The 14505-nt window shown below is 33.6% G+C and carries 9 protein-coding genes; 1 reads left to right on the top strand and 8 read right to left on the bottom strand.

Annotated features, from left to right (window positions below):
* Positions 1-54: 54 nt before the first annotated feature.
* Positions 55-294, top strand: coding sequence for a hypothetical protein (locus HYN56_RS21500; RefSeq protein WP_240622611.1), 240 nt, complete (start codon positions 55-57; stop codon positions 292-294).
* A 132-nt stretch (positions 295-426) separates the two neighbouring features.
* Here the strand turns inward: HYN56_RS21500 and HYN56_RS21495 are convergent, their stop codons facing one another.
* The 8 genes from HYN56_RS21495 to HYN56_RS21455 all read right to left on the bottom strand — a co-directional run bounded on the left by HYN56_RS21495 (position 427) and on the right by HYN56_RS21455 (position 14277).
* Entirely contained in the window at positions 427-1008 is a 582-nt protein-coding gene (locus HYN56_RS21495) for a tetratricopeptide repeat protein (protein ID WP_109194074.1), read from the bottom strand.
* Positions 1009-1238: 230 nt separating this feature from the next.
* Complete coding sequence (locus HYN56_RS21485) at positions 1239-4052, bottom strand: M16 family metallopeptidase (protein WP_109194072.1); 2814 nt, start codon at positions 4050-4052, stop codon at positions 1239-1241.
* 11 nt (positions 4053-4063) lie between these two features.
* On the bottom strand, positions 4064-6325 hold the full coding sequence (locus HYN56_RS21480; protein WP_109194071.1) for a Gldg family protein: 2262 nt from the start codon (positions 6323-6325) through the stop codon (positions 4064-4066).
* Positions 6326-6340: 15 nt separating this feature from the next.
* Complete coding sequence (locus HYN56_RS21475; protein ID WP_109194070.1) at positions 6341-7291, bottom strand: ABC transporter ATP-binding protein; 951 nt, start codon at positions 7289-7291, stop codon at positions 6341-6343.
* A 63-nt stretch (positions 7292-7354) separates the two neighbouring features.
* On the bottom strand, positions 7355-8725 hold the full coding sequence (locus HYN56_RS21470; protein ID WP_109194069.1) for a RagB/SusD family nutrient uptake outer membrane protein: 1371 nt from the start codon (positions 8723-8725) through the stop codon (positions 7355-7357).
* A gap of 10 nt (positions 8726-8735) precedes the next feature.
* On the bottom strand, positions 8736-12152 hold the full coding sequence (locus HYN56_RS21465; protein WP_109194068.1) for a TonB-dependent receptor: 3417 nt from the start codon (positions 12150-12152) through the stop codon (positions 8736-8738).
* A gap of 260 nt (positions 12153-12412) precedes the next feature.
* Positions 12413-13453, bottom strand: a complete 1041-nt coding sequence (locus HYN56_RS21460) for a FecR family protein (RefSeq protein ID WP_109194067.1) — start codon at positions 13451-13453, stop codon at positions 12413-12415.
* Positions 13454-13689: 236 nt separating this feature from the next.
* Entirely contained in the window at positions 13690-14277 is a 588-nt protein-coding gene (locus HYN56_RS21455) for an RNA polymerase sigma factor (protein ID WP_109194066.1), read from the bottom strand.
* Positions 14278-14505 lie beyond the last annotated feature (228 nt).

The following is a 14505-nucleotide window of genomic DNA, read 5'->3' as shown; positions in this document are numbered from 1 at the left end:
AATTTTTGAAGTCTGTTTCGATTTTGATTAAAGTAATTTTTAAATTTCAAGATTATGTCTTTACCTGATCAATTGTACAATATGAAGTTTGCCGAATATTTTGATTCGATACGCAAGATGTATCTTATGGATGAAAAATTTAAAGTGATTTGCGATAATTACTGTAGTAATGTGGTAAATGGAGAAAATTATAGAAAAAAAAAGGAAAAGAATTTTATAAAAGAGCAGGAATGTGAAATTTTATCTAAAGAACTGGAAGAAGAAATACTTTTTTATATAGTCCGAAACAGTTAAGGATTTTTCCTTTATTTCGGAAAGGTTCAATTATTTTTGGAATTAAAAATCGCAAAACTAAAAAGTTTTTGTACTGAAAAGAAAAACCTACGAACGTTAGATTGGCAGGTTTTTTTATGGAGTGTTACTTGCTTAAAAAATGCTATCAGCTTTTTGTGTTTTAAATCTTCTGGTACGAATTCGGATTCTTTTTATTTGAAGCAGACATTCGTTAATCAGGTTTTTAATTTCGGTGTAAGAAATATTATGAACAGCGGTTATAGTGCTTTTTACTCCTTCAACATAATTTCCTGCCAGTATCAAATCAGTTTCAAGATTTTTTAAAATACTGTTTTCTATGTTTTTATTTTTCTTGTAATAATAAATACAATTTTGCAAATCCTCGATTTGTCCGGCAATATCAAAAACGGCATTTTTTGAAACAGCACGACTGTAGTAGTACGAAAACTCTAAAGGATTATCTTCAATAACTTTATCAAAGTCTTCAATTGCATTATAGTGATAATTCAGTTTTTGAAAACATTGTGCCCGTAATTCATATACGGTACTGTTAAAGCCTGAATTTAATGCATTATCAAGATGATACAAAGCTTCATCAAATTTACTTGACAGAAAAAGTGATTTCCCTTTTTCCAAATCGGCAGTATCTTGTTCAGGATTTTGATCTGAAACCTTGCTTTTAAATTGAATTCCTAAATTGACAAACCATTTCATATCTTAAAAATTTAGATGGTCAGGCTGTTTCAGATTTTAAATCTGAGTCTAGATGAGGGAAGGCTAAAGTTAAATATTTTTTTGATATACAGTTGTTTAAAACTTATTTTATCTCGAAAAAAAGGAACTAAAATGGTTTTAGAGGGGGTATGGAATAAAAAATTAACAAAAAAGGCTGTCCGGAAAGACAACCTTTAATGACTAATAAAATAAAAATGTATTCTAAAGTTTTACTTTCCTGATTGGCTTTCAGGGCTCATAATAACTTCGACGCTACTTGAACTATCCAAAACGTGCTTACTAAACTGCTGAATAGTTTTCTGATTAATTTTAGAAATTAGATTTTTATATTCTTCATCTGTTGAAAACGGAATCTGATTTAAACTGTAATTATATAAGGTTGTCGCCCAGAAAGTGTTCGTTTTAAGCGATTCTTCCCGATTTTTCAATAAAGCTTTTTTAATGTCTTCCAAATCATTTGCATTAACTGGATTGGTTTTTAAATCATTAATTTCTTTCCAGACAATCTGCATTAATTTTTCCTGCTTATCAGGATTACAATCAAAAGTGAGAGCAAGGCTAAATGATGGTTTTGGAATCAGTTCCAGATTTCCGCCAACGTTTACACCGTAACTGCCGCCTTCTTCTTCTCTAATGGTTTGTAGAAAACGTTTAGAAAGTAATTCGCCAATAATATACATCGTCATAGCATTTTCTTTACTGTATTCTGTTTTTCCTGAAAGATTCAGGTAAACAGTGCTTTTTACCACTTCCATTGGACGTTTGAAATGCACCACAGTTTTTCCTTTCTTCGGACCAATATTATGATCTGCGAAAGTTTCTTTCACAGCTGGATTTGATTTTAAGGTTCCAATGTATTTCTGAATCATTTCTAAAGCACCATCCGGAATATTCCCAACAAAAACAAAAGTGAAATCCGAGGCATTTTTAATTCGGTCTCTGTAAATGTTTTCCGCTTTTTGTAAATTGATGTTTTCTAAGAACTTTTCATTAAAAACAAAAGTTCTTGGATTATGATTAGAGTTTGCTAAAGCAACAGAATCTTTAAACGTGTTTCCGTTGTCTTTTTTGATGGTTTCTAAACGATTTTTATACTGTTCTTTTAAGATGTTAAAAATGTTTGGATCAAAACGTGGCGTCTCAAAAGAAAGATACAGCAATTGCAGCATGGTTTCGAAATCGGCTTTGTTTGAACTTCCCTGAAATCCTTGTGTGTTTTCGCCAATAAAAGGAGCAGACTGCGCTACTTTGCCTGTTAGTTTTTCTTTTAAAGCTATATTATCGAAGTTACCTAAACCAGATGATCTTGCAATTGTTGTTGCAATTTCAGCAGAAGCCAGATCTTCAGTTTTAATTAAAGATTTACCGCCTTTAGAAAATGCTGTAAGGACAACCTGATCTTGAGAATAAGTTGTTGGAAGTACAATTACATTAGCACCATTTTCTAAAGTATATCCTTTTGCAGCTGCAATTCCGGGAACTTCAAATGTTTTTTTAATTGCAGCAGGTTTTAATTCTTTTGCAATCAAAGGTTCATTATTTTCCTTTTTTGTGTAAGGCTCTAAAGTCTTGTTTTCGACTTTTTTCATGAGCTGAACCACGGCATCTTTGGTTGGGAAATTTACTTTGTCTTCATCAGAACCTGTAACCAAAACGACTTGATTAGTTGGTTTCTGAATGGTTTTGATGTAAGTGTTTATTTCTTCTAAAGTAATGCTTTTGATAATACCTACAATCAATTTGTAATCCTCTTCGGCAGAAAGAAATGGTTTTGCCTTCAGGAAATAATTTGTCAGTTTTTCCGACCAACTGTCATTGTCTACTTTATCTTTATTGCTTAAGAAATCGTCATAAGAACTTATAAAAAGCTTTTTAGTCCTGTCTAATTCTGCCTTTGCAATTCCAAAACGTTTTAAGCGTTCCGCTTCTGTATAAGCATCTTCAAAAGCTTCGAGAGTTTTTCCTTTTTTAGCTACAGCCGTAATATTAAACGAAGTATTTAATCTCGAAATCGGCTGAAAATAAGTTTGTAAACCTAAGGCGGCACTTTGATTTTTTAAAATCAATTCTTTAAAACGATTGTTTAGAATGCTGGTGTAAAAAGAATTCATTACGTTTTTACGGCTCAAAATGCTGTCTTTAACCAAAGGCTCATCCAAAACATATTGCAACGTAATCGCAGTTGAAGAAGCTTCTTTATCAGAGGCAGTTCCAAAATACAATTCGTCGTGTTTCGGAATTTCATAATAAGTACGTGGCGCTGCTTTTTTAGCTAACGGAATTCCGGAGAAGATAGCTTTTACCTTTTGCTCCATTGCTTTTACATCAATATCTCCCACGATAATTACGGCTTGTAAATCGGGTCTGTACCATTTTTTATAATAGTTTCTCAATTCAGGATATTTGAAGTTATTGATGATATTTAAATCACCAATAACATCTCTCTTGCTGTATTTTGAACCTTTGTATAAAACAGGATCAGTCTGCATTTTGAGACGAAAATCACTTGTACGGCGCGTTCTCCATTCTTCACGGATAACGCCTCTTTCGGCATCAATTTCTTCATTGGTTAAAGAAAGAGAACCCGACCAGTCGTGTAACACCCAAAGCGTAGAATCGATTAGTTTTTCATTAGTTACAGGAACAGTACTGATGTTGTAAACCGTTTCGTCCTGCGCTGTATAGGCATTGATGTCTTTTCCGAAACTTACGCCATTTTTTTCCAGCATTTTAATGATGCCTTTTCCTTTAAAATGTTCGGTTCCGTTAAACGCCATGTGTTCCAGAAAATGCGCTAATCCGTTTTGATTGTCATCTTCTAAAATAGCTCCGACATTTTGAACAAAGTAAAAACTGGCTCTGTCTTTTGGTTCTTCGTTATGCAGAATATAATACGTTAGTCCATTTTTTAATTTTCCGGTTGTAACATTTTTATTCAGCGGAATTGTGGTTTTGAACTGCGAAAATGCGCCTTGAAAAGACAAGGCCATAATCGCAATAATGATATTTTTTTTAGTAGTCATTTTTTTGAGTTTTATCTTCTATTTCTTCTAATAAGTAGAAACGCACCACCTAGTATAATCAATAATGGAAAGATTGCGGTAAATAAGATTTTATTGATGAAAACCTGATTTGAAGTTACCGTAATTTTATCATCGGTTTTTTGAGGACGAGTTGTATCAATTGGAAATTCATAATTGCTGAACCAGCTGAAGATATCGGTTACAAATTGAAAAGTTCCGGATCCGCCACGACTCAATTCGGCATTGCCCATAAAATCTGCATCTCCGGCAACAATTATTTTTTGTGTTTTACCATTAATGTTTCTCGTTAAAGCAGTTACAAGAGGAATTTCTTTTGAAGAAGGCTGTTTCTTTAAGTCTTCTGAAATTGAAGTAATTCCTGTCTGAGATTCCCATGCAGGCTGGTTATTGGTTTTTAATAATGGCGTTACTTTAAATCCTGCTTCTTTTGTTACAGTAATACCGCTGCTTCCTAAAAGCGGAATAGGATTATTAATTTTACTTAATTTGATGACAGTAGAATCAACATTTTTTTGAAGTTCGGTTACTAAGAAATCAGGTGAATTCGTCTCACTTTCCTGCACCAAAGTCTGTTTTGTAAATCCGATTCCTAGTTTATCTGTAACTGTAGCTAAAGCTGAATTCGTTTCAGGTTCTGCCAAAAGCATCAAGTTTTTACCTTCATCAATATACTTAGTAATACGATCAACAGCGCCCTGACTTAATTGTGTTTTAGGATCTGCAATGATTAAAATAGTAGTTTCAGAAGGAATGTTCTGTGCATTAATATCAACAGAAGTAACATCAAATCCCTGATTGATTAAAGAGTTTCTGAATGTTATTTCGTTAAATCCGGTTTTATAATTTTTATCTCCATTTTTTTCAATACTGCGTTCCATATTTCCAGTTGCAAATACAATTTTTACAGGATTAGAAACTAAGCGCTTTAATGAAGCGGAGATTTCTTTTTCAAATGGTACTTTAAATAAGTCATCAAACATTCTCAGGAAAGTCTTCTTTCCGTTATATTCTACTGTTCTGACCACTCTGTTTTGTTCTGGTCCTAAATCGATAATTTTTTTGATTTCTGCTGGAGAATATAATTTTTTAAGTTTCATATTCTGCGACTCGACCATTTTTTCGGCAAGCTGTTTGTCGTTTAACCCTGGATTTTGGGCATACAAAGCTTCATTTGTTGAAGTGTCGTAATAATAAATGTACTCCATTTCTATTTGGGGCAAAAAACGGGTATATTTTGCAAAACTCGCGATGTCAGAATTTTGAGAATATGGCATTGCCATGTAATAATTAATATCCAGTAAGTTAACATAGGTCGTTATCTTAACAGGTCCTTCTATCTTATCAACAACATCTAAACTGCTTTTGGTTAATGTGTTGTCTTTGTTTCTAGTCATATCGTGATAGAAAGTAAGCGGCGCTCTGGAAGTAATATAACCCAGAGATAATACAGTAGCGATTAATAAAGTATATTTTAAAACTCTTTTTGAGGCAGTCTGAGCATCTCTTCCGGTCTGTAGTTTATAAATACTCAATACAATAAAAAGACTGCTTACTAATACAAAGTATAATACATCTTTACTGATAATTAATCCTTCCAGCATTTCGTTGGCACGTCCGGCGATTGAAAGGAAATAAGTAATGTCTTTTACAATTTCGACATCCTGCCAAAGTTTTCCAATAAAATTTAAACCAGCTAAAACGACCAAAGTACTAATGGCTGCTACAACCTGATAAGAAGTCAGACAAGACATAAAAAGTCCGATTGCTGCGTAAGTACAAACTAATAAATACAAACCGATTAGTCCTGAAATGGCAAATTTAAGATCTAAGTTTTCTATAGAAAAATAAGCGATAGCAACCTGTAAGCCTAAAATAGCAATGAATAAAAGGCAATAGGCAGCAATGGCTAAATATTTACCCAATACAATGTCTTTAATTCTGATTGGTGAAGAAAGAAGTAATTTAATTGAACCGCTGTTAATTTCACGGCTTACTAATCCCATTGTCAAAAGCGGTACATACAGATAAAGATAATTTTGCATTTCTGTATATAACCCACTGAAACCGGAAAAAACAATCTGTGATAAATTGTCCATACTTTGTCCAATTTTCTGTGCTTTTTCGAAACGTTCGATGGTGTTGAAAAATTTCCAGCTTGACTGGATTGAAAATATTACTAAAACCACCCAGGCAACAGGCGAGTAGAACATCGTATTGAGTTCTGTTTTAGCAATTCTGTATATTGTTTTCATTTGTATATTTTTTATTTAAGAAAGAATAGCGTTTTTAGATGGGGCTTTTTTGGACAATTGAGCAAAGATTTCGTCCAGGGAAACTTTTTCAAATTGAATTTCACGAAGTTTCCAGTTTTTCTGAACACTTAGGGAGACGATTTTTTCGGCAACTTCCTGTGTACCACTGAAAGTAATCTGTACTTTTTTAGGACTCAGATAAACCGCATCTGTGATTTCCGGAATTTCTTTTAATGCATCAACAGCCGGCGGATTTTCAAAACTGGCTGTCAGTTTATCGGCCTCAATATAATTGTTGAAAGCGTCCAGCGTATCAGAAAAAACCATGTGTCCGTTTTCAATCATTTTGATATCCTGGCAGGTTGCCTGAACTTCAGAAAGAATGTGTGAAGAAAAGATTACGGCTTTGTCTTGTGCTATTTTCTTAATTAAATTTCGAACTTCTAAAATCTGGTTTGGATCTAATCCGTTTGTTGGCTCATCCAGAACAACCAATTTTGGTTCATGAATAATGGCCTGTGCAATTCCCACACGTTGTCTGTAACCTCCCGATAAGTTTTTGATTAATCGGTGGCTAAAGTGTGAAATCCCGCATTTTTCTTTTGCTTTTTCTACCGCATTTCTAAGATTTTCTTTTGGAACTAATCTTAATTGCGCACAGTGAATCAGATATTCATCAACCGTTAAATCCAAATGAAGCGGCGGTGTCTGAGGTAAAAAACCAATTAGTTTTTTGGCTTCAACGGGGTTTTCTTTCAGGTTAATTCCATCAATATAAATGTTTCCTTTGGTTTGGTTTAGAACGCCGCAAAGAATGTTCATCGTAGTAGATTTTCCAGCTCCATTAGATCCTAAAAGGCCTAAAATCCTATTTTCTTTAATTTCGAAATTGATATTTTGAATTGCCCAATCCTTACTGTATTGATGCGACAAGTCCTCAACTCTTACAATTGTGGTTGTTTCCATAGTGTTCTTAAAATCTCAGGAATGCTTTTTTATGAAACATTCCTGAGTAATTATTTAAATGATTTAATTATATCCTAAGTTTTGAGTTAAAAAAGGATTAGAGCGTCTTGCTGTTTCCGGTATAGGGAATAGACTGTCTGTTGAAGCCCATATTTTGCCCGGAGTTGTACTTAGAACTTCATCGATTTTTCCGGTTCTTTTAAGATCGAACCATCTGTGTCCATTTTCGGCAAATAGCTCTCTTTGTCTTTCTAAAGCTATTAATTCCAGTAACTGATTAGAATCTGTTAAGGTAGTGTTGCCAAGTAAAGCCCTGTTTCTGATTACATTGATATCTTGCTGTGCGCCTGTAATATCATTTAATTTTACTCTGGCTTCGGCTCTTATCAGATAAAGTTCTGCTAATCTAAGAATTGTTGAACGCTCTACAGGTGTTGTAGTATACGAATTTTTATACTTTCTTGGAATTGTATATGTCAATCCATCTGCGGCAACTGTAGTACCAGTCCAATTTGTTTTTCGGGCATCACCGGTTTCAAATAGTGTGTTTCCGTTTCTTAACATGTATGTTCCTGAAGATGAAAACAATGCACTGCCTTCATAAGTATAAGTAACATTTGAATAAGGAATCTGTAAAATAGCCTCTTTATTGTCTGCAATAAACGGGCTGTTGGTACTTGTCAATCCTGTAATTATTTTATAATTGCTGCTATCGTTAATTACTAAAGTTGCCAGATCTGAAGCCTCTGTCCAGTTTCCTAGGTACAAGTAAACTCTGGATAATAAAGCCTGGGCAGCTGCTTTTGTAGCTCTAACTCGTATAGCACTATAGCCAGAAAAATCAGCAGGAAGATCAGTTGCAGCTTCTTTAAGATCAAGAATAATCTGATTGTAAATCTCTGTTTGAGTATTACGAGGAGCAAGCGATGTTTCGTCGATATTTGTAGTTAAAACTAATGGCACATCACCCCATAGATTTGTTAGATAGAAATAAGAATATGCACGAAGAAATTTTGCTTCGGCTATCCATTGTTTCGCTTTAGTAGGGGTAAGGGTTTTACTGCCGCTAATTCCAATTATGGCATTGTTAGCATTATAAATTGTTTTATAAAACTCCGTCCACATTGTCCCAGCAGAGCTGTCTGTATCAATCATTTCATTGGTCGTATAGACATTGCTGAGCTGTGTTTTTAAAATTAACTCATCTGAGGTCTGTCCAAGAATGGTATGTAAAGAGTTATAATAAGTATTTGTTACCATACTTTGGTAAATTCCGTTTATGGTGGCTTCTGCAGTAGGATCGGAGGCATACACAACTTCAGATGACAATTCATTGATTGGCAGCTCAGCTTCAAGCATATCATCACAGCCAGTTAAACCGATTAAAAGAAAAAACGAAAATATATAGATGTATTTTATTGAATTATTTTTCATGGTTTTAGGTTTAAAATGTTAATTGTGTTCCTAAAGTTATTGTACGCAAAGGAGGTAAAACCAAACCTGGAGCTTCAGGATCAAATCCTTTGTATTTCGTAAAAGTTATCAGATTTTGTCCTTGTAGTGTTACACGCGCATTTTTAAGAAATTTTCGCGTGCTTTCATCTAAAGGAATAGCATAAGAAGCGCTTACATTTTTAAGTTTGATATAAGAAGTATCAGTAAACGTAGCATTTGAAGCTATATAATTACCATAACTCGAAAGGTAATTAGAACTTAAGACATTACCTTGTGCTAAGTAATCATTGTACTCATCTACCTGAAAGTTTGCAAGTCCGTATGGATACCCTGGCTGTATGCCTGTAGTTGACATTAAAGTTCTTCCGGATTGTTTTACAAATTGGAATAAAAAGTCAAGCGAGAATGCTTTATAAGAAATTGAATTTGAAATCCCTCCATAATATTTCGGATATGTTGGTCCATAATATTGTCTGTCACCAACACCAGTATCAGAAAGTCCAGTAGAAATTTTGCCATCTCCATTGGCATCTTCAAATTGTGGTACACCATTTACTACGCCGGTATATTTATACAAATATTGACTGTTTAATGGTCTTCCTACAACATATTGTGAGTAGTAACTAGTATTTTTTATACCATCAAATGATAATAATTTATTAGAATTAGTTGAAATATTAAAAGAGGTTGACCAATTAAGGTTTTGAGTTTTAACGTTTGTCGTTGAAAGTGTAAACTCCCAGCCTTTGTTTTCAACAGCTGCTCCTAAATTAGCGGTATAAGTTGTAAATCCTGCTTGTGGGCTAAGGGTATAATTAACCAATTGGTTGTCTGAAATGTTTCTGTAATAGGCGGCAGTAAAAGAAATACGGTCATTTAAGAAATTTAGATCCATAGCAGCTTCAAATTTTTTAGAAACTTCCCATCTATAATTCGGATTTGCAATTCGGGTTGCTGACATAGAAGCATTTCCGTTTCCGTAAGTTCCTGTAGAATAGGTGTCAGCATATCCGTAATCTCCAATACCATCACTTCCCACTTCTCCATAACTTGAACGAAGCTTACCAAAACTTAGCCACGAGTTGTCTTTTAAGAAATCTTCTTCCGTAAATACCCATGCAGCACCAATAGAACCAAAATTTCCATATTTATTATTTGCTCCAAAGCGGGAAGAACCATCTCTTCTAAAATTAATGTTTAAAATATATTTATTCATAACATTATAATTCAGCCTGCTAAAAAGTGATATATATTTATATTCAGAGGAACCGTTATATACTTTTACAGTTGTAGCTGTTCCAGTAATACCAATAAGGTTGTCAGCGCTATATACAGAAGAAGTTACATAAGATGGCATTTCTGATCTTCTTTTTTGATAGGATCCACCTACTAAAGCAGTAAGATTTCCTTTCCACAATGAAGTAGAATAATTCAACTGAGGATCAATAGTGAAATTATTAGTATTGTTAGTCGAAACAACATAAGATCTTAATGAGTTTAGACTGATTTTGAGAGCATCATAATAAGCGTAATTACTGGCTGAAGCAGGTTGATATTGCTCGGAAGTCATTTCTGCAGTTCCATATCCTAAATCAGTTTTAAAAGATAATCCCTTTGCAATTTCATAGTTTACACTAAAACTTGTAATTAAGTTAGTCCCTTTATCTTCAACTCTTTTTCCTAATGCTGCCAGAGGGTTGATATCACTAAAATAAGTAGAAGCCCAGTAAAAAGAGCCATCTGCGTTATAAATAGGACGATTTGGAGCTGTACTTATTGCGTAGCTTGCGATGTCAAAAAATGGCAGTTTATTTTTATCCGTTGCAAAAATTACAGAAGCTCCTATCTTCAGTTTTTTGTTTAACGTATAATGATTGATGTTAAAATTGGTGGAAAATTTATTGTAGCCAAAATCTCCAGGTAGAACAGTTGTTTCATTATGATAACCAGCACTTAATAAAAAGTTTGTAGTGTCATTTCCACCTTTTAAACTTGCAGAATAATTATTGAAATTAGCCGATCCGCCAATTAATAAATCCTGCCAATTAGTATATTGATTAGGATCCCAGTTTGTTAAAGCTATTCCGGTACTAGAGTTACTTGCATTTGCATTTGCATTCGTTAAGGCAGTTTGTAACATGTTAAGATAAGCAGGGGTATCTAAGGTTCTAACTCTATTGGCAACTTGAGAAATTCCTGAGTTAGTACCTATAGTAAATTCTGTTTTACCTGCTGAACCTTTTTTAGTAGTAATAAGTACTACACCATTTGCACCTCTGGATCCATAAATTGCAGTTGCATCTGCATCTTTAAGAATTTCAATACTTTCAATGTCATTAGGATTAAGAATGTTTAAAGGGCTTGTTGATTTTTGTGCTCCTCTAATTGCATATGGCTGTTGATTATTTGTACCTACACCCGTTTGTTGTGCCTGTTCTTTTATATCATCACCAATATATGGAACTCCATCTACAATGTAAAGAGGAAGAGTCTCTGCAGCAAGAGAGTTTCTTCCGCGAATACTGATATTAATATCACTCCCTGCATAACCAGATGTTTGAGATACAAATACACCAGGTGTTCTTCCTTGTAAACTTTGTAAAATATTAGTTATAGGTTGTTTTTGAATGTCTTCAGATGTGATTTTAACTACAGATCCTGTAGAAGTTCTTTTTGTTGTTGTACCGTATCCAATAATTACAACCTCATCTAACTTTGCCAAATCGGGTTGCATTTTAATGGTAACCGTGGTTTGGTTTTCTACGGTAATTTCCTGTGTTTTGTATCCTAAATAAGATATTTTTAAGATATGTTTTCCTTTTGGTAATTCGATAAAAAACTGTCCGTCAAAATCAGATATTCCTTGTTTATTGCCTCCTACAACGGCGACAGAAACACCAGGAAGAGGCTGTCCGTTTTCGTCCAGCACTTTTCCGTTAAGCATGATAGTAACGTCTTCGGCATTTTCTTTTTTTTCGGTATTTACAGCAATTTTAGCAACTTCTTTTTTATAAATCACGACATTTTTATCCACCTGTTTGTATACCAGATTACTGCCCTGAAATACAATATCCAGAATATCACTTACACTTCTGCGCCCTCGCGGAGTAGTAACTTTTGGGAAATCTTTTATGATCTGTGGCTGATAGGCAAACAGCAATCCTGTTCTGTTTTCGATAGTTTTAAAAAGCGTTTTAATATCCTGATTATGTAATTCAATGTCAACAGATATAGACTCTAAATTCTGACCGCTCATTTCGGTGGCGAATATCATATGAGTACCGCAGGTCAGTAAGAAAATGTGGAATAAACTGATTCGCATAATCATAATGGTTTTTTTTGACAAGTGAAAAAAAGACGAATTCTTTTCACTGTCAAACATGGTTGTTTTACAGCGTAATTTCATAAATTTGCTTGTTTTTTAATGGTTACTGGATTAATTGTTAAAAATCTGAGCCATCTGGTGTAGGAGCTGGATGGCTTTTTAATTTGGTTTTTGGTTAATTGGTCTTTGTTTTAAGGTTAATATTTATTTTCGAAAGCTTTCTAAGTAGGAGGTCAGTCAGTCTTATCTTTTCTCTATTTTCTGTATTCTATTTTCTGTATTCTATTTTCTGTATTCTATTTTCTGTATTCTATTTTCTGTATTCTATTTTCTATGCTTCTTTATTCACAGCCTTTTCCGTCCAAAATAACAGCGCCTGCTTTATTGTAGCGATATTCTGTTTCGATAACACTGCTAATTACTTTCAGGACATGATCTAAATCTTCTTCGTTTAAGAAACTCGCTGTGATTCGGCAATTCTTAATTTTTTCATTCGAGATTAAAATCTGCACTTTGTATTTTTGAGAGATTAAAGAAACAGCTTCAGCCATATTCAAATCGTCCAGAATCAGGTAATTGCTTTTCCATTCGGTTACAATAGCGGCGCTGACATTATTTTGTTCAAAGCTTAAAGTACTTTTGTTTACTTTAATCTGCTGATTTGGAGTAATTACGCCATATACTTTTTCGATATCGCCAACTTGAACCTTACCTCTTGCAACGGTAACTTCGATATTGTCTGAAGAATTTTGTGCATTAATATTAAAAGCAGTTCCCAAAACTTTGGTCTGAATTTTACCGGTATGTACAATAAAAGGTTTTTCGGGATTGTGTTTAATGTCAAAAAAAGCTTCTCCAGTCAGTGTTACTTCACGAGTTTTAGAATCAAAAGAATTTTGATCGTATTTCAGGGTACTGTTGTCATTTAAAAGAACTGTACTACCATCAGGAAGATGAACCAATTGTTTGCCGCTAAAGTCAATTAAGGTATTTTGCGCTACAACTTCTGGAGTTTCTGGTACAGTTGGGAGAACTGTTTTTGGTTTAAAGAATAATGAATTTCCTAAAGCAATCAACAAAGCAATACTGGCTGCTGCAAAAAGCGATTGTAAAATTACTTTTCTTCTTCTCTTCGGATTTAGTTCCACCACTTTTGGTTCGTTTTGTGGTTGGGACAGAACGTATTTCAGTATATCATCACTCTGTTTTTTATCCATTACATCTGTAACGTAATCTCCTTTCAGCATACCATGAATTTTTTCTTTAAGAAAATCATCATGCCTGCCCTGTTGGATTATCTCCATCATTTGCTGTTGTTCAGCATCAGACAGATTATTCTGCAGATAGCCTTCAAATAACTCTTCGAACTTTTTTTGCTGCATTTGTCTCGTTAATTAAATTAGTACTTGTTTGTAAATGATAGTTTGGAGTTTTTTTTTTTTTTTTTTTTTTTTTTTTTTTTTCAGCCCTTCTGATTTCAGGGATTGAACACGTTTTTAAATGTCCTTTTATATAAAGACCATTTAAAAAAGGGGAGGGAGTAGTCGAAAGTGAAAAAAATGTAAAAAAAATGTAAAAAAAAGTGAATCAGACCTTTTTTACAAGAAAAGTCTTTAGACTAAAGTTTTAAAAAAAGAAGCAATGACATGAACATATTCATGTACGGAGAAATTTTTAGACGTATAAACTTCAAAGCCTGAGCCATGTGTTTTTTTACAGTCTCTGTTGAGATACCCAAATCTTCACCAATTTTTTGATGACTTAGTCCGTCTCTTTTGGCCATTTGATAGACTTTTTGCTGTTGAGGAGGCAGCTGTTCAACGATTTGATTTAAAATCGTATTGTACTGCTCATCTTTGATATTGCTGTCAGTATCAATAATTCCAGTTTCTTTTTGATTAAATTCAGTTATTTGACTGGTTTCTCTGGCAATTTTTTTAATCGAATTGAACAAATGGTTGCGAGAAATAATATAAAGATAATTCTCAAAATGAGTTACTTCGGCTAAGTTTTCACGATTTTGCCATATTTTCAAAAAAATATCCTGAACAGCTTCTTCTGCCTGAATTTTGGATTTTGTAATTCGTAATGCAGTAGAATAGACATTATTTTTATATTGATTGTACATATTGGTAAACGCAGGCTCACTTCCCTGAGATAATTCAAGGAGAAGTTTTTTTTCGTCTATATTCGAATTTTGAGCCATATTTTTGGTAACAATCAATTCAGCAATATTATTTATTTTTTTTGAAATGAAGATTATTTATCGATAACAAGCCCCGAAAAATGTTGTTTTACCATTTTATCATTAAAATAATAAATTATCGTAAAAATAAATAAGGCTCTTTTGCATAAGATTCAATAGTGTGTTATTGCTCGGTTTGTTATATTGTAGGTTAAGTCTTGTTTTTATTGAAAATTGAGCAGAATAGAA

This window comes from Flavobacterium crocinum, assembly GCF_003122385.1.
Classification (GTDB): Bacteria; Bacteroidota; Bacteroidia; order Flavobacteriales; family Flavobacteriaceae; genus Flavobacterium; species Flavobacterium crocinum.
The sequence above is the reverse complement of the archived record's forward strand: the minus strand, read 5'-3'. Positions and strand labels throughout refer to the sequence as shown.